We start from the raw sequence: 19211 nt of genomic DNA on the forward strand, positions 1-19211 counted from the left end.
GGCAAGCGACCGGGCAAGTCATGATGGACTTCTCGCTGATGATCCATGGCGGCGCGGGCGCAATCCGCGATCCGCAACGCTATGACGCCTCGCTGCGCGCGGTTCTCGAATCAGGCGTGAGGGTTCTCGCGGCAGGGTCTTCGGCGCTCGACGCCGTGGTCCATTGCGTCGCTCTGCTTGAGGACGATCCACTGTTCAACGCCGGTCGGGGGTCAGTGCTGAATGCAGAGGGCGAAGTCCTGTGCGATGCATCGATTATGGAAGGCCGAACGCTCAGGGCTGGGGCGGTCGCGGCGGTGCGTGGCGTCAGAAATCCGGTGCGCCTTGCCTGTGAGGTGATGGAAAAGAGCGGTCACGTGCTGCTCGTCGGCGAAGGTGCGGAGCGCTTCGCGCGCGCGCGGCATTTGGCGTTCGAGGGCGAAGATTACTTCAAAACCCAGGAGCGCATCGCGCAATTGGCCAAGGCGAAGCGAAAGCGCGAGATCGCGCTCGATCATTCGGGAACAGGCGATGACAAATACGGCACGGTTGGCGCCGTCGCGCGTGACCGAAATGGCGATCTCGCGGCGGCGACGTCGACCGGCGGCGTCGTCAATCAGCTCAACGGACGGGTCGGCGATTCACCGATTATCGGCGCGGGGACATTCGCCGACAACGCCAGTTGCGCCGTCTCGTGCACGGGCGTCGGCGAGGATTTCATCCGCGCTTCGCTGGCGCGCGCCGCCAGTTTCTTCGTGGAATTTCTCGCCATGCAAGCTGAAGAGGCCGCGCGCGAGGCGATGCGCTATCTCGTCGCCAAAGTGAACGGCCAGGGCGGCCTCATTCTTGTCGATCAGCAGGGAAGATGCGCCCGCGCCCATTCAACTCCGGGCATGCTGACGGCGCAGTTCGCCGGAGGCGTCGCACGGGCGGACGCCGGTTAGGCGTCATCTTGCGCAGCCCCCATGGCGCGCAGCATTTCGCCGACGCAGGGCAAGCCTCTGGACCAGGGGATGTCTGCGGTCCAACGCAATTTGCGCCAGCGGCGCGACGAAGTTGGACGCGTCGTCGTCCGCGATCATGAAACGGCACATCACATCTTTTGCGCCTGCGTCGAGGATGTCGACGATGAGGAGTTTCGGCGCGTTGCGCCCGATCGCGCCGCGCGCGCGAAGAAAGGCGAGAAGCGCCGGTCGGGGTCGGCCAGAAAGGGGCAGAGCGTCGCGTAAACTGTGGACAAGACTTTCCCGCTTGACGTGATCGAAATCCATTTGCCGCTCCATGCAAGAATAAAATTCGACGCGTTGCAGCCGCTGTGCGTCGCACGAAAAAAACGTATCCGCCGCCATCGCGAGATTGATGCGCCGAAAAAGCCATCGCGGCTTCAGCGACGCCCGGAAGGGGCAGAGCGCAACTATCGCTTGCGTTTCATCGCCTCCGTGCGCGTCACGGAAGCTGGTCGCCGAAAGAAATTCTTGAGAACTGAAAGAAAGCGCGTCGTTGTCACAAGGGCTTCGAGGCGACGACAAACTGCGCCCATGCAAACTTGTACCAGACGGCATAGGTCAGATCGATTGCATTGTTGGCGGCCTTGCCGTGCGCCATGAGCTCATCGGCAATGAAATCGAACCAGACGCGGCCACAGGCGCTGATGCGCAGGCCTTTCGATTCCAATCCGGATGCGATGTGATCCATTGTCCAAGCCTCCTTGTGTGTAAGATCGTCATAAAAATTGGTCGTCATGACATTGACGCCAATATCGTGAAGCTTCGTCAACGACGGCATGTTTTTCGACATAGGATGCGGCCATTCCAAGTAGACGGATCCTCCTGGCTTGAGCCGGGTTGAAATGAATTGCAGCGCCCGGATGGGGTCGGATATATGCTCGATAAAGTGGGAGCACATGATCGCGTCAAAGAGCATGGCGTTGAAATTAGGCAACGCTTCTTCGAAATTGCCTAACTCGAAATCCTCATAAAGCGAAAACTGGGCGCCCTTTTCGAGCGAGACAGCGTACATTTTGATGTCGCGGCGCGTGACCAAGGGCCACGATTTCAGCGTCGCCAAGCCTCCATCGCCTGCGCCGAGATCTAGCACATGCGCGTTCGCCGCGGTGTTTCGGAAGAAAATCGACCGTGGAATAATGCAGTTTACATATTGATCGAGAATTGTCTTGTCCCAAGTCTTCGGATTCTCCGACGACGCGAAATCCATCACCTGCCTTTGCAAGTCCGCTGGAGACAGATTGTCGAAGGGCGAGGCTACGTTGAACACCATAATCCATCTTCCTGACGGCGCGCTTTCGGCGCTTTACTTTGCGGCGGTCGTCCGCAATTTGCAAGCGGCGGCGCCCTCTATGATATTGACAGACATAGACTTTTTTGGAAACGGGCGGCGGCTGGATGGTGTCGCCGAATGCTTGAATTGAGCGAACCAGGTCACGCTGCAAATGGGCGATTCCGCCCAAATGCGGATAAATTGATTGATCTCAAAAGTTTCGAGCGAACGCACTGCGCAAAAAACGTGGCGCCGCTTCTGCGCATTACGCTCTAGCGGTTGAGATTGGATTTTCCAAATGGGCGACCGCCGTCTCACCGCGCAGCAGATAGACGACCGCCTGTATCGAGCGCGGCGATATCCATGTGCTTGCGGTGCGTCGAGATACCGCTTGACGCCGGTTTCGCGGCCGGACGACTAGCGGTATTTCGCGATGAGATCCTGAGCCAGGAGATCATTGCCACGTTCGTTGTAATGCACGTCCGTCCATATGAACAAGTCTTCGAGAAAGTTTGGGTGAGAGTTCTTATAGGCAAAGAACACCGGAAAATGGTCGAAGAACTTCCGGCACTTGTCCGCGCACCAGTCGCGCCAGATCTGCGCCTGCCGTGAATTCTCCTGATCGTATAGCAGCTGCTGCGGCCAAGGGTAGACTCCGACGGACAGCGGAATTCCGCGCGCGCTCAGAAGCGCGTGAAGACGATCCATGTTGTCCATCGCCTTGGCGACGCCGCCGTCAATCCCCATCGCGCCGTAGCACTTGGCTTTCGGGTCATATGTCCAGCTGCTGCGATCGCTATCGGGTCCGTACCCCATGCCAGGCTTGACCAGCTCTGCGCCGCTCAGGCTTCGAATATCCTTGATCGCGCGCCGCATCAAGCGGTCCTTCTCGAGATAGTCCAGTATGTAGGAAGGCCGCGCCCACCAAGACGGCTCAATGACGAGAGTCGCCTCCGGCGAAGCACACTCCTTTTCGAAATTAGTCCATTCGAGTTTTCCGTCCGGTCCATAGCGGTAGTAGATCGCTTCATCCTGCACGTCGGATATATCGACGTAGACGATGACTTCGTCGAACTGCAGTCCTGCGTCGAGCAAGGACTTGATCTTCATGAAATAGACGGAAGGGGCGTAGGAGCTTACGCCTGCGTTGAGAACATCGATATCAGGAAACGCCGCAGCGAAGCGGCCGACGAACGTCTGCTCATAGGGCAGCCCCATGCCTTCGGTGAAGGAATCGCCGATAAACAGAACCCGCCGACGGTCCGACTTCGAAGGCGCCTCTCGATTGACGGCATCCTTGAACCCGAGCGCATTCGTCCGAATGCGGTAACGACGCCCGCCCCACTGATCGTCGCCGTCGAAATTGGCCGCCAATGAATGGCTGTAGACGGGAACATGCACTCTGAAGGCGCTCTTGACGAAGGGCGGTCCAAGCAGCGGGTTCTGATTAGGAGATTTGAGGTGTAAGCCCAGTTCGACGAGAACAAACAGACCCAAAAATATCGCGGCGTTGATCGCCCCGATCTTCGCGGCGCGCTTCAGCCATTGCATGAGTTCCGATTTGCTCACGAAAAGAGGCCCGCATTAATCGAGTTCGAACTTCTCTTTATAGTCGTGCTTGAGCGACGCGTCCTGATGCTCTTTGCGGAGATAACAGTCGCCGATCACCAGAGCGTCCATCTCCGTGCCCATGAAACAACCGAAGGCGTCCTCCGGCGTGCAGACGATCGGTTCGCCGCGCACATTAAAGCTCGTATTGACCAGCACGGGGCAGGCGGTCAAGCGTTTGAACGCCGTAAGCAGCGCGTAATAGCGCGGGTTTGTCTCCTTGTGTACAGTCTGGATTCGCGCCGAATAGTCGACGTGGGTCACGGCGGGAATTGCGCTGCGCGGAACATTCAGCCTGTCGATTCCAAACAGCGCCTGCTGCTCGGCGGTCATCGCAAGACGATGCTTCTCAGCGACGTCGGCGACGAGCAGCATGTATGGCGAATCGCCGTCGAGATCGAACCAGTCGGCGACATCCTCGCGCAAAACCGAGGGTGCGAAGGGGCGAAAAGATTCGCGATATTTGATTTTCAGATTGAGGGTCTTCTGCATCGTATCTGAACGCGGGTCGCCGAGGATCGATCGCCCGCCGAGCGCGCGCGGCCCGAACTCCATTCGGCCTTGAAACCAGCCAACGGCTCGCTCGGACGCAAGATCCCGCGCTGTCGCCTCGATCAGATCGCCTTCCGCCATTGTTTCGAATTTGGCGCCGACGGCTAGCAACCGGCGCTCGATCTCGGCTTGCGAGAACGAAGGGCCGAGATAGGAGCCGCGCATGGCGTCGCCGCCGCCGTTGACGCTCCGCGGATTTTTCTTGTGGTCGTAGTAAGCGGCAAGCGCCGCGCCGAGCGCGCCGCCGGCGTCTCCGGCCGCAGGCTGAATCCAGATTTGGTCGAAACTGCCGTCACGCAGCAGTTTTCCGTTGGCGACGCAATTCAGCGCGACGCCGCCGGCCAGACAAAGATTCCGGGCGCCGGTTTCCTGGGCGAGCCCGCGGGTCAATCTGAGGACAATCTCCTCGGTGACCGCCTGTATCGAGGCGGCGATATCCATATGGCGTTGCGTCAGCAATTCTTCCGGCTTGCGCGCCGGACCGCCGAAAAGTTCGTCGAACTTGGCGTTGGTCATTCGCAATCCGGTGCAATAGTCGAAATACGACTGATCGAGCCGGAAGGTGCCGTCCTGCTTGAGGTCGATGAGGCGGTTCAGGATCAAGTCCGCATATTTGGGTTCGCCATAGGGGGCGAGGCCCATCAGCTTGTATTCGCCGGAGTTCACCTTGAATCCGGTATAATATGTGAAGGCCGAATAAAGCAGGCCGAGCGAATGCGGAAAGCGCAGCTCGCGCTGCATGGTCAGTTGATTGTTATTGCCGAATGCGACCGATGTCGTCGCCCATTCGCCGACTCCGTCCATGGTCAAAACGATCGCGTCGTTGAAGGGAGAGGGATAGAAGGCGCTGGCGGCGTGACTGAAGTGATGCTCGGCGAACAGCAGCCTCTTCGCCCAGTCGACATCCCCCGAATAGGCTTTCATCTCCTTCAGCAGCAGCGACTTTTGAAAGAGCTTCTCGCGCAGCCAGAGCGGCAGCGCCATCTTGAAGGACTGGAATCCGCGTGGCGCAAAGGCGACGTATGTCTCCAGCAGCCGCTCGAATTTCACGAACGGCTTGTCGTAGAAGGCGACGAAATCGATGTCCTGAGGCGTTGCGCGGGCTGCCTCAAGACAATAGTCGATCGCGTGACGCGGAAAGCGCGCGTCGTGCTTAACGCGCGAGAATCGCTCTTCCTGCGCAGCGGCGATAATTTCGCCATCCTCCACCACGGCGGCAGCGCTGTCGTGGTAGAAGGCGGAGATGCCAAGTATCCGCATCGCGCTTTAAAAGAGCGTGTAGATGAACGGAGCGACCGCGGTGCCTTGCAGAACGATCAGGGCGCCGATCAGCAGCATGATGACCAGCACCGGCGCCATCCAGTATTTCTTTCGGGTCTTCAGATAATCCCAGAGTTCGGCCAGAAAACTCATTTTGCCTGTCTCCTTAGAACTGCTTGCTCATGTCGCTCGCCTCGTCGGGCGTATTGCGCATGGTCCAGTAGGAAGTCGCGTTCTTGTCGAACGAAAGTTTGAGCGGGTCGGCGCGACGCAATCGGAAAATCACCGCAATCGGGACGATCACGCCAAAGAACAGGACGCCCATGATGAGCGGGTTGGTGATTTTGTGCAGCGCCAATCCAAGCTTGTACCAAAGCCGGTTAAGCGGCCGCAGTTTGGCTGGCGCGACGAACGCGGCTGCGGCGAAGGCGAGCGCCAGCGCAAGTCCCCAGAAACTGGGCGCCTCGCCGTGCCGAATTGGCAACATGCTGATGATCGCAATCGCTGCGGCGATCACGAATCCGAACGATCGATCGGATCCCATCGCGGCCGAACGGTCTCTCGAAAAGTCCTCATGCGACATTCAGACGAGACCCCCCAGGTCGCCTCGACGGCAAATTAACTCCAAGGCCCGCGAACAGCAAACTTTCGCGGCCTTGCAAACATTTCCGCATCGCTTCATTTGAGGGTGCAAACTAATGGATATCTCCGCCGGTATCAAGCTGCCGGTTCTGCTGCGGCCGGGTCTCATCGACGAGAATTCTATCGCCTTTTCTGAAGGTTGCGCCGCCCCGGGAAACCTGCCGTCGCCACTGCGCGAATAGCGCATCTGGCCGAGGCACTCGCCGATATTGGAGGCCTTCTCCCACCAGCGCTTCTCCGGACGCTGCAGCGGCGGGCGCGGCGCCGGCGAACACTCCTCGGGCCGGTCTGAAACAAGCCCATCTGCAATACGCCGTTCACGTCATAGGAATAGAGGATGGCTTCGTCCTGTATGTCGGAGATATCGACATAGACGACCGCTTCGTCGAACCTGAGCCCGGAGTCGAGAAGATATTTGAGCTTCTCGCAATAGACGGATGGCGCGTAACTCGAGACGCCCCCATTCAATACGTCAATCGCGGGAAACGCTTGCGCGAAAAAGCCGACGAAGACTGTTCGTAGAGAACGCCGAGGCTTTCAGTGAAGGAGTCGCCAGATTATGAGCGTCAGTCCTGTCATAGGTCGACTGAATTGAGCAAGCTTCCTTTGCAAAAATTCGATTTGCGTAGTCGAATGCCAAGCGGAGTTTCGGTTCGGTTGAGACGCTGCATTTCCGGAGCCTTTCATGACCTCGCCTCTGCGTCGCCCTTTCACTGAAATTTGGCCAACCTCTGCGCCGCTGCGCATTCTCTGGACGATACTCGCGATCGCCTGGGGCGGCTGCGCCGTAAGCGCGCGAGACAAGTCAAGCGCCGACGTGAATGATGCTTCGGCGGCCCTGGATCGTCTCCGCGGCAATGGCGCGGCTCTGCGCAGCTTCCTTGCCGAAATGCCGAAAGGCGCCGATTTGCACAATCACCTTGCCGGCGCCGTGTATGCGGAAAGCGCTTTGGCCTGGGCTCGCGCCGAGGGCTGGTGTTTCGACGTCGCAAGCAAGGCGGCGTTGCCGCCGCCTTGCGACGCCGCATCCAAGCCGCCTCTCGCCGAGGCGTTGCGCTCCACCCAAGCCTACCGAGACGCGATCAATGCTTGGTCGATGCGCGACGTTATCACCGCGCGGGTGAGCAGCCATGATCAGTTCTTCAACAGCTTCTTCCGCTTTTCAGATGTAACAGGAAACAATATCGGCGCCGCCCTCGCGGAGGTTGTCGATCGCGCCGCGTCCCAGAATGTCCTCTATCTCGAGTTGATGATAAGTCCGCTGATGGGCGAGGCGCGCGATCTGGGCGAGAAGATCGGCTGGAAAGACGATCCTGACGCAATGCTTGCTGCGCTCGACAGCGAAGGGCTCGGCGATGTTGTCAAACGGGCGGCGGCGAGCGTCGCAGCGGTCGTCGCCGACAAGGACCGGCGACTCGCCTGTAGCGACGCGGTTCATCGTCGGCCCGGATGCGACGTTGGCGTCCGGTTTCTCGCTCAAGTCTATCGTAATGTCGACCGCGCGAAGTTGTTTGCGCAGACGGCGCTTGCCGCGCGCCTCGCCTCGCTCGACGGTCTGGTCGTCGGATTGAACCTCGTTGCTGCGGAAGATGATGAAAGCACGCTGCGAAACTACAGCGATCAGATGCGTATCGTCGGCGATGTCGGACGCCGGCATCCAAAAGCGCGGATCAGTCTCCACGCTGGCGAGCTGACAATGGGTCTCGTTCCTCCCAAAGACCTGACCTTCCATATTCGCGAGGCGGTCGAGGTCGCCGGCGCAAAGCGCATCGGTCACGGCGTCGACATAGGTTTCGAACGCGACGCCAAAGAACTGATGCGGCGAATGGCGCGCGATGGAATAATGGTCGAGATCAATCTCACTTCCAATGCGCAAATTCTTGGCGTCGAAGGCGCGGACCATCCATTTCCGCTCTATCGTAACGCGGGCGTGCCCACGGCGCTGTCGACAGACGACGAAGGCGTATCGCGAATCGATCTCACGCATGAGTACCAGCGCGCCGCGCACGCCTATCAACTTTCCTATCGCGACTTGAAACAGCTCTCTCGCAATAGTCTGACCTACGCCTTTCTTCCCGGCGAAAGCTTGTGGCGGGATCCCGCAGCCGCGCGCCCTGTTTCCGCTTGCGTGGATGGACAACTTGGGGGGAGTGCGCCTTCGCGCGACTGCAGCCGCTTCTTGGCGGGTTCAGAAAAAGCCAGACTGCAGTGGGAGCTCGAAGCGCGCTTCGCCCGCTTCGAGTCGGAATGGAGCAGGCCGATCGGAAAGCCGGCGAACGGCGTTGCGCTGGCGTCCCCGCCCTGGTCGTCGGCCAGACGTGAGCGCTCGCGCGGCGTTCGCTAAAGAATGCTGCGGCCCTGGATGACGCGCAAAATGATCACGACAATTGCGATCACTAGCAGGATGTGAATGAAGCCGCCCATCGTATACGAGGAGACCAGCCCGAGCAGCCACATGATGACGAGGATGACCGCGATCGTTTCAAGCATTGTTCAGCCTTCCATTTGGCCAGACGGCAAGGGGGTCACAATTTTTTGCCGAGAGACTTCGCATCGTCTTCGACCTTTTTCCAAGCGCTCTTGAGCTTGTTCCAGAAAGTCTCTTTCGGCGCCTTCTTGCAGTCGTCGATGACCATCGGAATGACCTTCTCGGCGCCTTCGATGTCGACGGCCGATCCGAGCGGCCTGCCCGTCTTGCTCTGAGCGGAGGCCCAATAGATCACTTTTGGCTGAAATTGGTCATCGATCGCCAGGAATTCCTCGCACGTCCATTTGGACGTCGGCTTTTTTGTATCCGCTACGAGATCAGTCGCATAAAAGGATAAACCTGCCGCGGCGATGAAATAGATTCGCTTCATAGGACGCTCCTTCGGCCTCGCGCTTCCGTCAAGGCGCGGAAAGGCGAGACTATTGCGGAATTGCGCTCTTATCCAGTTTCGCTGCAGTCGTCCACGCCTCGGGAGGCCGCTATTCCACAGCCAAAATGACGTGTGAAGCGTCGAAGGTCGCCAGGGCGGCGTCCCCTTCCTTCAATCCCATATCTTCGACGTGGCGACGCGGCGTCACCACGGTCATCGTCTTTCCGAAACCGATGTCGAGCAGGATTTCGCTATTGCGCTCGGCGTCGACCCGCTGCGTGACCACGCCTCGAAAGCAGTTGCGCTGCAGCGGCGTCGCGTCCCCGGCGGGCGCCAGATTGACGAAGGACGCCTTGATCAGCGCCAGCGCCTTGCGCCCGCGAGAAAGGCCCAGTCGCTCCGCTGATTCGTTGGTGACGATCGCCAGGATCGTATCCTTTTCCGACACGCGTAACGTCACTTCAACGTCGACCGGCCACTTCTTGACCTGAGTCACTTCGGCGCGAAAAACATTGCGCGCCGAAATTGTCATGCCCGTGGTCCACAGCAGAAAATCCTCGGCGCCCGCGAGACCCTCTTCGGCGATCGTCTCGGATATGCGCGCGAGCTTTTCTTCGAGGCGGTGGAAGGTGGCGATCAGCCGGCGTCCTTCGTCGGTCACTTCGGCACCGCCGCCGCTGCGGCCGCCCGCCTTGGTGAGAAAGGCCGGCGTCGGCAGCAGATTGTTGATGGCGTTCACCGCATCCCATGCCGCCTTATAGCTGAAGCCGGCGGCCTTGGCGGCCTTGGTGATGCTGCCATGAAGCGCGACCGCCTCTAACAGCTTGACGCGATCGCGGCCGACAAGGAGTCGGCCCTCGCTGCGCAGCGCCAGTGAAGCATCGATCTTGCTGTCCGCCATGTCAGCGCCCTGCCTTGTCGCCCCGATACAGGGTCGAACGGCCGGTGACAACCGCCCATGTCTGGCTCCTCAAGCATGTTCGCGGCCGATTTTGCCGAGGAGATTCCGTGAAAAGCTGAATCGAAGAGAACTCGCTCGATTGTTCGTTTGGTATGAATCCTACTATTGCCTGTATTGAATTCGACAAAATGCAGTAAAGCCGCCTGAACGACCCGCCAGCGTCGGGACGCCTCGCGCATCATGTTGATTCAATGTTGTAATTTTATCACATGCGCAATATTTAATTGTAACACAGCGTGATAGGTGGCGCCTGTGGATCGCAGCCTACATACTGATCAACATCTGCAAAAAATTCGCGTATTGACTCTTATACAGCACGTTGTAGTAGTTGGTTATGTACTGCAAATATACAACGAGATCGAAATCGATGTTTCGCGCGTTTGCCGCCGCTGTATTGTCTTGTTTTATAAACGTTTCTGGCGCCGATCGCCCGCAGGCGGCGGAGCGGGAAACGGTCGTCGTCGTCACAAGCTTTCCAGAAGAATTGACGACCCGCTATGAGCGCGAGTTCGAGCGCCGGCACCCGCAAATTCACGTCCAATTCGTCTGGAGGCAGTCGCGCGACGCGCTGGCCGAACTGACCAAGCCGGAGCAAGGCGGCGCCGATCTGTACTGGGCGCCGTCGCCGTCGAATTTTGCGCTCCTCCGCGACCGCGGAGCCTTTCGCGACATCTCGGTCGACCGCGCGGCGCTTCCCGGACGGCTGGTCGCGCAGGAGTTGTCGGATCCGACTGGCCTGTACGAGGCATATGACATCGCAGGCTACGGGATCGTCGCGAATCCGGGGGCGCTAGCGGCCGCCGGACTTTCGGCGCCGCGTCGCTGGCGAGACCTCGCCTCGCCCGAATATGCGCGCCGAATGGCCATGCCGATCGCCGGCAAGGTCGGCTTTTCGCCGGCGCTCTACGACATCCTTCTGCAAAGCGAAGGGTGGACGGAAGGATGGCGCCTCATCGGCGAGATGGCCGGCGAGGCGACGCTGCTCGATTCCGGATTCGCGCCGACGGCCTCGGTACGTGAAGGCAAAGCGGCCCTTGCGCTGACGATCGATTTCATCGCCGAGACCGCTAGGGCCAATGGCGCCCCGGTGGAGATGATCTATCCGGAGCGCACCGCGTTTCTACCCGCTCATGTCGCGATGACCGCCGGCTCCAAGCATGTCGCCGGCGCGCATGCCTTCATCGACTTCCTGTTGTCGAAAGACGGCCAGCAATTGATGATGGAGCGCGACAGCCGCCGGCATCCGGCGCGACCCGACGCCTATCAGAACGCCTCCGAGGGATTCGTTAATCCCTTTGCCCTGCCGTCGCCGACGCTCCTCGATTATGACGCCGAGATCGGCCGCCGGCGGCCGCCGCTGATAACGCTCCTTTTCGATCTCGCGATTGTCGAAGGCCATGCCGACAACGCCGAACTGTGGCGCAAGATTCACGACGCCGAGCGAAAATTCGCCCCCGACGCCAAGGCTATGGCGGTCATTCGCGAGGCGAAGAAATTCGTCGTCTTCGTTCCCGTTTCGGAAACCGAATCGCGCGCGCCGGCGTTCCTCGAGCGCTTCGCGCGTCGCGACGCGATCGATCCGCAACTGATCGCGCAATGGCGCGATCAGATCGCGTCTGCGCGGCGACAGGCGCGCGACCTCGTCAAAAGCCTGGAGCCCGCGCCATGAAGCGCATCGGCGTCCTTCTCTGCGCGGCGATGCTTGCCGGCGCCGGACGCTACGAGGCGAACGGCCCGGAGAGCGAAGCGTTCACCCAGCCGATCGAGGGACTGGACGCCAATCATGCCGCGAGCTTTCGCCAGGGGAGCGGCATATTCCGGCAGGCCTGGATCATCGGGCCTTCACAGGATCATCCCGACTTTGTCGGTCTCGGTCCGCTCTACAATCGGCTTTCCTGTATCGCCTGCCACGTCAAGAACGGACGCGGCGCCGCTCCAGACAGCGAAAATGGCGTGGCGCGCACAATGGCGGCGAGGCTGAGCGTCGAAGGACGGGATTCGCATGGCGGACCGCGCGCCCATCCACATTACGGCGCTCAGCTCAATCCCGAGGGCGTTCCGGGCGTCGCTTGCGAAGGCCAAGCCGTCGTCGAATACGCCGAATTCGATGTGACGCTATCCGACGGCGAAACAACAACGCTTCGACGACCAAAACTCTCCTTCCGCAATCTCGCTTATGGCGCGCTCGGGCCGGAGACGAAGACCTCGCTGCGCAATGCGCCGCCCGTCTTCGGCTTGGGCTTGATCGAGTCCGTCAGCGACGCCGAAATTCTCGCCGGCAAGGGCAGACCAAATTTTGTCTTCAGCGTTGAGAACGGCCGGAAGTCTCTCGGCCGCTTCGGACTGAAAGCCAATCAACCGAATCTCAGGCAGCAGATCGCCAACGCTTTTGCCGACGAGATTGGCGTAACCTCATCGCTCTTTCCGTTTGAAAACTGCGCGCCGACTCAGAGCGCATGTCTTGGCGCGCCGAAGCCGGAGTTAGACGACGCTCAACTTGATGCGGTCGTAACCTACATCCGGGCGCTCGCGCCGCCGGCTCGGCGCAATCCTCAAGATCCGCGCGTCGCGGACGGCGAAAGCCTGTTTCGCGCTATCGGTTGTTCGGACTGTCATCGCGACGCGTTGCATGTTGCGGACTTTGCGCTGCAACCGGCGCTCGATGGCGCCGAGATCCATCCCTACACCGACCTTCTGCTGCACGACATGGGCGAGGGGCTCGCCGACGGCCGCGACGACTTCGATGCCGGCTCGCGCGATTGGCGAACGCCGCCGCTCTGGGGGCTAGGTCTCGCCGGGAAAGGCGGAGACGGCGCCAATTTTCTGCATGACGGCAGGGCGCGCACGCCCACTGAGGCGATCCTCTGGCACGGCGGCGAAGCGCAAGCCTCCGCCGACGCATTCTGCAGTCTTCCCAAACCCCAGCGCCACGCGCTGCTCGCTTTCCTCAACTCTCTCTGACGTCCATGGGGGCAACGATGACCAGACTGCTGACGACAACGGCGATCTCAGGCGGCGCGCTTCTTGTGCTTTCGGCGCCCGTGAGCGCGCAGACGCCGTTACCGCCGATCGAAGTGCATGCGCCGAAAGCGTTCGAACTCGGTCAGATCAAAGTCGGTGCGCGTCGGCTTGGCGTGCCGGCAGGAGTCGCGGAGCCCGGCGACGGCGAGTCGCGGAGGACGCAGGCGCCGCCGTCCGAAAACGTCGACAATGGCCCGACGCCAAGGCAGCACACCGACGCCTTCGGTGGCTATACCATCACCAACAGACAGATGGAGACTTTTGCGCGCCCGACGCTCGACAGCGCAGTCAATATTGCGCCGGGCGTCAATAGTCAGATTTCGGGCAATTCCCGCAACGAGCAAAATATCTATGTGCGCGGTTTCGATCGCTGGCAGGTGCCGCTCACCGTCGACGGCGTTCGGGTTTATCTGCCGGTCGACAACCGACTCGATTTTGCGCGCTTTCTGACCGCCGACATCGCCGAAGTGCAAATCGCCAAGGGCTATGTCTCGGTGCTCGACGGTCCGGGCGGCATGGGCGGCCAGATCAATCTGGTGACGCGGCGGCCGACCCGAGAGATCGAAGCCGAATGGCGCACGCGTTTCGATTTTGGCCGCGACGGCACGTTCCTGGGACCGATGACCTACGGCTTCGCGGGCACGAAAAACAATCTCTGGTACGCGCAGCTCAGCGGCACGTTTCAGAACTACGACGGATGGATGCTGCCCGCGAGCTATCGCTCGACCCTTGCGCAGGGACCGGGCATGCGTGGGCAATCCTACACCCAAGACTACAACATGAATGCGCGTGTCGCCGTGACGCCCAACGCCACCGACGAATATTCCTTAAGCTTCAGCCGACAGGAAGGCCAAAAGGGCGCGCCCCTACACATAACTGATCCGATCGCCACGCAGCGCTTCTGGCGGTGGCCCTACTGGCGCGTCCAGAACCTCTATTTCCTGTCTAGGACTCAGCTCAATGAAGCGGCCTATGTGAAGATGCGCGGCTATTGGAGCAAATTCGACAATTCATTGGTCTCCTATGATGCCCCCTCCTTCATCAATCAGTCGCTGCCTCGGTCTTTCAACAGCCAATACGCTGACTATGCGCTCGGCGCCGAAGTCGAGGCGGGGACGCAGATCGGCGACGTCGACACGCTGAAAGCGCTGTTCTTCTACCGGCTCGATAATCATTCCGAGTGGCAGGAGAACTTCGGGCAGAATTTCCGCGGCACGCGCGTGGGCTGCGTGATCAGCGCGCCCTGTTTCACCCAGCCGGTGATTGCAAGCATTGAAGACACTTATTCGGCGGCGGTCGAGAACACGTTTCACCCGAGGCAGGATATCGATATCGTTGCGGGCTTCAGCTACGACTGGCGGCATCTGCGCCAGGCGCAAGGCTTTGCGGTTCCGCAGGGCGTCATCGACTATCGGCCGCTCGACGTGCAGGCGCCGAACTATCAGGGCGCAGCCATCTGGCGCTATAACGACACGGACCGAATCTACTTCAATGGCTCGAGCCGGACGCGCTATCCGACTTTATTCGAACGTTTCAGCACCCGCTTTGGCGGCGCGACGTCGAATCCTGCGCTAAGGCCGGAACGGGCCACCAATTTCGACCTCGGCTGGTCAAGCCTGTTCGCGCCTGGAAGCCGAGTCTCGGTCGACGTCTTTTACAGCATCGTCGACAATCTGATTCAAAGCGTGCCGGCGCCCCAGTTCGGCGTCAACGTCACGCAGTCCCAGAATGTCGGCAGCGGCAGATTCTATGGCGCGGAAATCTCCGCCGACTATTTCGCGCGCGAGGATTTCTCACTCGGCGGCAATCTCACGCTGATGCGGCGTCGCGTCTATTCGCCGTCGATCGTCAATTTTCAGCCGATCGGCGTGCCTGACGTGAAGCTGCTTCTTTACGCCGGCTACCGCCCGATTCCCGAACTCACCTTCACGCCGAATATTGAAATAGACGGTGCTCGCTGGACGTCCACGACGAATGGCCAATGGTACTATCGGATCGGCGCATTCTGCATGACGAACTTTAACGTCGACTATCAGCCGGGCGACAACATCAAATTCTCCGGCGGCGTGCGCAACGCTTTCGACGACTATTATGTGCTCGCCGACGGATACCCGTCTCCCGGCCGCAGCTTCTATCTTGCGTCGAAGGTGAATTTTTAGAGAGCCCGGCCCCCTGATACGAATAGCGGTCGATCCCGTCGCCGGGTCTGTCGTATGTGGACCGTCCGCTTGGCAAGTGGTTCTATGTGCAGTTTTTGGCGGGCAGCGTATGGAGAATCGAGGGACGCCAGCACGCCTGACCTTGAGCTGGATTCCCGGTCGGGGCCTACGGCCCGCCGGGAATGACATTGCGCCAAGACAGGGAAAAACGGAGAAGCGGTTGCAGAACGCGGAACTAAGAAAGCAGGCGATCTTGAATTTTCTTAAGCCGCTGGCGGCCGCAACGCTGGCGTTCTTTGCGCCGGCCGCGATCGCAGGCGAAAACCCCTGTGCTGAGGTCGAGGACGGTGGCGCGCGTTACGCAGTGTGCGACTTCGATGCGCGTACAAGCGACATTCGGCTTTTTCTGCGCAGCGAAACAGGCGAACCCTATGGCGACTTTTCTCGCCTGGCGAGCGAACGCGCGGGCAAGGGCGAAACGCTCGTCTTCGCCACCAACGCCGGCATGTATGCGGAAGATCGCGCGCCGGTGGGCCTCTATGTCGAGAACGGGCGCATGCTCAACGGCGCCGATATGCGCAGCGGCGCCGGCAATTTCCATTTGAAGCCCAATGGCGTGTTCTGGGTCGACGGCGCGCGCGCCGGCGTCACCGAGACGGCCCGCTTCGTGAAAAGCCGGCAGCGCGTCGAATTCGCCACGCAGTCAGGTCCGATGCTCGTCATCGGCGGGCGCGTTCATCCGCGCATTCACGAAGACGGCATGTCGCAAAAATTTCGCAACGGCGTCTGTGTTCAAGACGGTCATGTCGCGCGTTTTGCGATCTCCAACCAGCCGGTGACTTTTCACGAATTCGCGCGGCTGTTTCGCGAGCGCCTGCATTGCCGGGACGCACTCTTTCTCGACGGCGGTTCGGCGTCGGGACTCTATGCGCCATCGCTCTCGCGTCACGATCGCTTCATACCGGCGATGGGGCCGATCGTCGGCGTCGTTGAAAAGGCGAAGCGCTAGCTCAGGCGGGCGAGCGCCGCGTTAAGCTTTTCGATGCGGGCGGCGATCTCTTCGCGCCGTTCGCGGTGCTCTTCGATCACCTCTTCGTCTGCCTTGGCGAGAAAGCCCTGATTGGCGAGCTTGGCGTCGAGTTTCTTCAACTCGCCTTCGAGCTTGGCCGTCTCTTTCGCAAGCCGCGCCCGTTCGGCGTCAAGGTCGATCACGCCTGCGAGCGGCATAGCGGCGACGCCGCCGCGCACGAGAATCTGCGCGGAAGATTTCGGCGCGACCTCAGCGAAGCCGAGGCGTGAGAGCCGCGCAAGCTTGCGAATCGTCTCCTCCCAGCGCGTCGCGCGCGCCTTCAGCGCCTCATCGGCGCCAATCAGCAGCAGCTCGGTCTCGCTGGTGAGATTCATTTCCGCGCGCAGCGAGCGCGCTTCCGAAATGACGTCGACGACCCAGCCGATTTCGCTCTCGGCTTCGGCGTCTTCTAAGCCTTCGAGCGAGGGCCACGCGGCGAGCGCCAGCATCGTTTCGCGCTTGGGGCCCTCGGCGCCCTTGATCGCCCAAAGCTCCTCGGTGAGGAAGGGCATGAACGGATGCAGCAGCGCGTAAATCTTGTCGAGCGCGAAGGCGACCGTCGCGCGCGTCTCGTCCTTCTGCGCGCCGTCGGCGCCCTGCAGCAGCGGCTTCGCCAGCTCCACATACCAGTCGCAGAAGACGCTCCACACGAAGCGATAGACGGCGTTCGCCGCATCATTGAAGCGATAGGCGTCGATCGCCGCGCTCACTTCCGCGACCGTGCGCGCCGCCTCGCCGACGATCCAGCGGTTGAGTGTGATTTTATTGGCGCGCGGATCGTAATTTTCGGCGCGCGCGCAGCCGTTGATCTCGGCGAAGCGCGAAGCGTTCCAGAGCTTCGTCGCGAAATTGCGATAGCCTTCGACGCGACTCGTCGCGAGCTTGATGTCGCGGCCCTGCGCCGCCATCGCCGCAAGCGTGAAGCGCAGCGCGTCGGCGCCATAGTCGTCGATGAGATGAAGCGGGTCGATGACGTTTCCCTTCGACTTGCTCATCTTCGCGCCCTTCTCGTCGCGGACGAGGGCGTGGATATAGACGTCACGGAAGGGAACTTCGCCCATGAAATGGAGGCCCATCATCATCATCCGGGCGACCCAGAAGAAGATGATGTCGAATCCGGTGACGAGCGCGCTCGTCGGATAGTAGCGCGCGAGCTCCGGTGTCTCTTCCGGCCAGCCGAGAGTCGAAAAGGGCCAGAGCGCCGAGGAAAACCAGGTGTCGAGCACGTCTTCGTCGCGCGTGAGCGTCACGCCGTCGCCGAGCTTGGCGCGCGCGGCGGCCAGCGCCGCTTCTTCCGTCTCTTCGACATAGACATTGCCATCTTCGTCATACCACGCCGGAATGCGATGGCCCCACCAGAGCTGACGCGACACGCACCATGGCTGGATGTTTTCCAGCCACTCGAAATAAGTCTTTTCCCAATTCTTCGGCACGAAAACGGTACGGCCGTCGCGCACCGCCTTGAGCGCCGGCTGCGCAAGAGTCTTGGCGTCGACATACCATTGGTCGGTAAGGCGCGGCTCGAGCACCGCGCCGGAGCGGTCGCCATGCGGCACCACATGTCTATTATCGTCGACGCCGTCGAGCAGCTCGCGCTCCTCCATCATTTCGACGACGCGCTTGCGCGCCGCGAAGCGGTCAAGGCCATCGAGCGTGGAGACGGTCGCGACGAGTTCTTCCGAAGGCTCCAAGCCTTCGTGAAATTCGGCGTTGGCTTTGAGCGTCATTTGCGCTTGCGCGTCGAGCACATTGACGAGCCGCAGCCCATGCCGCTTGCCGACCTCGAAATCATTGAAGTCATGGGCGGGCGTGATTTTCACCGCGCCCGTGCCCTTCTCGGGATCGGAATAGTCGTCGGCGACGATGGGGATCAATCTGCCGACCAAGGGCAGACGGACGCGCTTGCCGACGAGCGGGCTGTAGCGTTCATCGTCAGGATGCACGGCGACAGCCGTATCGCCGAGCATCGTCTCGGGCCGCGTCGTCGCGACGACGATATATTCGCCGGTCTCTTCACCCTCGTCGTCGACGATCGGATATTTGAAGCGCCATAAATGGCCCTTCACTTCCACCTGCTGCACTTCAAGATCGGAGATCGCCGTGTGCAGCGCGGGATCCCAATTGACCAGACGCTTGTCCTTGTAAAGCAGCCCCTCGCGATAAAGCTGCACGAAAACCTTGACGACCGCGCGAGACAATCCCTCGTCGAGCGTGAAACGTTCGCGCGACCAGTCGCAACTGGCGCCGAGCCGCTTCAGCTGCTCGACGATTTTGCCGCCTGACTCCGCCTTCCATTCCCAGACGCGTTCGACGAATTTCTCGCGGCCGAGCGCACGGCGATGCTCCTGGCGCTCCATCAGCTGGCGCTCGACGACCATTTGCGTGGCGATGCCGGCGTGATCGGTGCCGGGCTGCCAGAGCACGTCGTCGCCCTTCATGCGCCGGTAACGCACGAGAATGTCCTGCAGCGTATTGTTGAGCGCATGGCCCATATGCAGGCTGCCGGTGACGTTGGGCGGCGGAATGACGATGGAATAGGGGCTCGCCCCGGCGCGTTCGGGCCGCCCGGCCCGGAAGGCCTGCGCCTCCTCCCAGGCGTCACGGATGCGCGATTCAATCGAAGCGGGATCGAAGGTTTTTTCCATCGTCATCGGGGGCCAGTTGGAGGCAGGAAGGGCGCTGATCCCGCCCCATTGCGGGGAGGGCGGACCCGCGAAGCCGGGTCCGGTGAGGTTCTATAGCGCAAAGAAATCCCGTGCGTCGAAGTCGCCGCTTTTTAAATGCCACCCGCCCGGCGAGCTGCGCGCAGCCTGCCCGCCGGACGC

At 60.7% G+C, this 19211-nt stretch carries 16 protein-coding genes; 7 read left to right on the plus strand and 9 right to left on the minus strand.

Annotated features, from left to right (window positions below; all coding sequences use genetic code 11):
* Positions 1-20: 20 nt before the first annotated feature.
* Positions 21-923, plus strand: coding sequence for an isoaspartyl peptidase/L-asparaginase family protein (locus tag QZ964_RS03440; RefSeq protein WP_292528809.1), 903 nt, complete (start codon positions 21-23; stop codon positions 921-923).
* 69 nt (positions 924-992) lie between these two features.
* Positions 993-1208, plus strand: a complete 216-nt coding sequence (locus QZ964_RS03445) for a hypothetical protein (protein WP_292528811.1) — start codon at positions 993-995, stop codon at positions 1206-1208.
* Positions 1209-1482: 274 nt separating this feature from the next.
* Here the strand turns inward: QZ964_RS03445 and QZ964_RS03450 are convergent, their stop codons facing one another.
* The 5 genes from QZ964_RS03450 to QZ964_RS03470 all read right to left on the minus strand — a co-directional run bounded on the left by QZ964_RS03450 (position 1483) and on the right by QZ964_RS03470 (position 6259).
* Positions 1483-2256, minus strand: a complete 774-nt coding sequence (locus QZ964_RS03450; protein ID WP_292528813.1) for a bifunctional 2-polyprenyl-6-hydroxyphenol methylase/3-demethylubiquinol 3-O-methyltransferase UbiG — start codon at positions 2254-2256, stop codon at positions 1483-1485.
* 417 nt (positions 2257-2673) lie between these two features.
* On the minus strand, positions 2674-3825 hold the full coding sequence (locus QZ964_RS03455) for an SGNH/GDSL hydrolase family protein (protein WP_292528814.1): 1152 nt from the start codon (positions 3823-3825) through the stop codon (positions 2674-2676).
* A gap of 15 nt (positions 3826-3840) precedes the next feature.
* Complete coding sequence (locus tag QZ964_RS03460) at positions 3841-5676, minus strand: carbamoyltransferase (RefSeq protein WP_292528816.1); 1836 nt, start codon at positions 5674-5676, stop codon at positions 3841-3843.
* A gap of 6 nt (positions 5677-5682) precedes the next feature.
* A complete protein-coding gene (locus tag QZ964_RS03465) occupies positions 5683-5829 on the minus strand; it encodes a DUF5989 family protein (RefSeq protein WP_292528818.1) in 147 nt (48 codons plus the stop codon).
* A gap of 13 nt (positions 5830-5842) precedes the next feature.
* Positions 5843-6259: an SxtJ family membrane protein gene (locus QZ964_RS03470; protein ID WP_292528820.1), complete on the minus strand. Its 417-nt coding sequence runs from the start codon at positions 6257-6259 to the stop codon at positions 5843-5845.
* 744 nt (positions 6260-7003) lie between these two features.
* Between QZ964_RS03470 and QZ964_RS03475 the strand changes: the two genes are divergently transcribed.
* Positions 7004-8662 (plus strand): adenosine deaminase, encoded by a 1659-nt coding sequence (locus tag QZ964_RS03475; RefSeq protein ID WP_292528821.1) that lies wholly within the window; start codon positions 7004-7006, stop codon positions 8660-8662.
* On the opposite strand, the gene QZ964_RS03480 is transcribed toward QZ964_RS03475, so the two are convergent.
* From QZ964_RS03480 to QZ964_RS03490, 3 genes are all read right to left on the minus strand, one after another.
* The gene (locus QZ964_RS03480; RefSeq protein ID WP_292528824.1) at positions 8659-8808 is read right to left on the minus strand and encodes a lmo0937 family membrane protein; all 150 of its coding nucleotides are present in this window, start codon (positions 8806-8808) and stop codon (positions 8659-8661) included. The two genes, QZ964_RS03475 and QZ964_RS03480, sit on opposite strands and share 4 nt — an antisense overlap.
* Positions 8809-8843: 35 nt before the next feature.
* The gene (gene hdeA, locus QZ964_RS03485; RefSeq protein WP_292528826.1) at positions 8844-9176 is read right to left on the minus strand and encodes an acid-activated periplasmic chaperone HdeA; all 333 of its coding nucleotides are present in this window, start codon (positions 9174-9176) and stop codon (positions 8844-8846) included.
* 109 nt (positions 9177-9285) lie between these two features.
* On the minus strand, positions 9286-10077 hold the full coding sequence (locus tag QZ964_RS03490) for a TOBE domain-containing protein (RefSeq protein WP_292528828.1): 792 nt from the start codon (positions 10075-10077) through the stop codon (positions 9286-9288).
* A 427-nt stretch (positions 10078-10504) separates the two neighbouring features.
* On the opposite strand from QZ964_RS03490, the gene QZ964_RS03495 reads away from it, so the two are divergent.
* The 4 genes from QZ964_RS03495 to QZ964_RS03510 all read left to right on the plus strand — a co-directional run bounded on the left by QZ964_RS03495 (position 10505) and on the right by QZ964_RS03510 (position 16326).
* Positions 10505-11806, plus strand: coding sequence for an extracellular solute-binding protein (locus QZ964_RS03495; RefSeq protein ID WP_292528830.1), 1302 nt, complete (start codon positions 10505-10507; stop codon positions 11804-11806).
* A complete protein-coding gene (locus tag QZ964_RS03500; protein ID WP_292528832.1) occupies positions 11803-13098 on the plus strand; it encodes a di-heme oxidoredictase family protein in 1296 nt (431 codons plus the stop codon). Before QZ964_RS03495 ends, QZ964_RS03500 begins: the two co-directional genes overlap by 4 nt.
* Before the next feature lie 17 nt (positions 13099-13115).
* The gene (locus QZ964_RS03505) at positions 13116-15317 is read left to right on the plus strand and encodes a TonB-dependent siderophore receptor (RefSeq protein ID WP_292528835.1); all 2202 of its coding nucleotides are present in this window, start codon (positions 13116-13118) and stop codon (positions 15315-15317) included.
* Between the two features lie 220 nt (positions 15318-15537).
* A complete protein-coding gene (locus QZ964_RS03510; RefSeq protein ID WP_292528837.1) occupies positions 15538-16326 on the plus strand; it encodes a phosphodiester glycosidase family protein in 789 nt (262 codons plus the stop codon).
* On the opposite strand, the gene QZ964_RS03515 is transcribed toward QZ964_RS03510, so the two are convergent.
* Positions 16323-19031: a valine--tRNA ligase gene (locus QZ964_RS03515; RefSeq protein ID WP_292528991.1), complete on the minus strand. Its 2709-nt coding sequence runs from the start codon at positions 19029-19031 to the stop codon at positions 16323-16325. The two genes, QZ964_RS03510 and QZ964_RS03515, sit on opposite strands and share 4 nt — an antisense overlap.
* Between the last annotated feature and the right edge of the window lie 180 nt (positions 19032-19211).

Source organism: Methylocystis sp. (assembly GCF_021731785.1).
In the GTDB taxonomy this organism is placed as follows: domain Bacteria; phylum Pseudomonadota; class Alphaproteobacteria; order Rhizobiales; family Beijerinckiaceae; genus Methylocystis.

What these genes read in the sequence shown, in the direction of transcription:
- QZ964_RS03475 (WP_292528821.1), top strand. Translation starts at nt 7,004, where the DNA reads ATGACCTCGCCTCTGCGTCGCCCTTTCACTGAAATTTGGCCAACCTCT.
- QZ964_RS03450 (WP_292528813.1), bottom strand. Translation starts at nt 2,256, where the DNA reads ATGGTGTTCAACGTAGCCTCGCCCTTCGACAATCTGTCTCCAGCGGAC.
- QZ964_RS03495 (WP_292528830.1), top strand. Translation starts at nt 10,505, where the DNA reads ATGTTTCGCGCGTTTGCCGCCGCTGTATTGTCTTGTTTTATAAACGTT.
- QZ964_RS03505 (WP_292528835.1), top strand. Translation starts at nt 13,116, where the DNA reads ATGACCAGACTGCTGACGACAACGGCGATCTCAGGCGGCGCGCTTCTT.
- QZ964_RS03500 (WP_292528832.1), top strand. Translation starts at nt 11,803, where the DNA reads ATGAAGCGCATCGGCGTCCTTCTCTGCGCGGCGATGCTTGCCGGCGCC.
- QZ964_RS03445 (WP_292528811.1), top strand. Translation starts at nt 993, where the DNA reads ATGTCTGCGGTCCAACGCAATTTGCGCCAGCGGCGCGACGAAGTTGGA.
- QZ964_RS03470 (WP_292528820.1), bottom strand. Translation starts at nt 6,259, where the DNA reads ATGTCGCATGAGGACTTTTCGAGAGACCGTTCGGCCGCGATGGGATCC.
- hdeA (WP_292528826.1), bottom strand. Translation starts at nt 9,176, where the DNA reads ATGAAGCGAATCTATTTCATCGCCGCGGCAGGTTTATCCTTTTATGCG.
- QZ964_RS03515 (WP_292528991.1), bottom strand. Translation starts at nt 19,031, where the DNA reads ATGGAAAAAACCTTCGATCCCGCTTCGATTGAATCGCGCATCCGTGAC.
- QZ964_RS03460 (WP_292528816.1), bottom strand. Translation starts at nt 5,676, where the DNA reads ATGCGGATACTTGGCATCTCCGCCTTCTACCACGACAGCGCTGCCGCC.
- QZ964_RS03440 (WP_292528809.1), top strand. Translation starts at nt 21, where the DNA reads ATGATGGACTTCTCGCTGATGATCCATGGCGGCGCGGGCGCAATCCGC.
- QZ964_RS03480 (WP_292528824.1), bottom strand. Translation starts at nt 8,808, where the DNA reads ATGCTTGAAACGATCGCGGTCATCCTCGTCATCATGTGGCTGCTCGGG.
- QZ964_RS03490 (WP_292528828.1), bottom strand. Translation starts at nt 10,077, where the DNA reads ATGGCGGACAGCAAGATCGATGCTTCACTGGCGCTGCGCAGCGAGGGC.
- QZ964_RS03465 (WP_292528818.1), bottom strand. Translation starts at nt 5,829, where the DNA reads ATGAGTTTTCTGGCCGAACTCTGGGATTATCTGAAGACCCGAAAGAAA.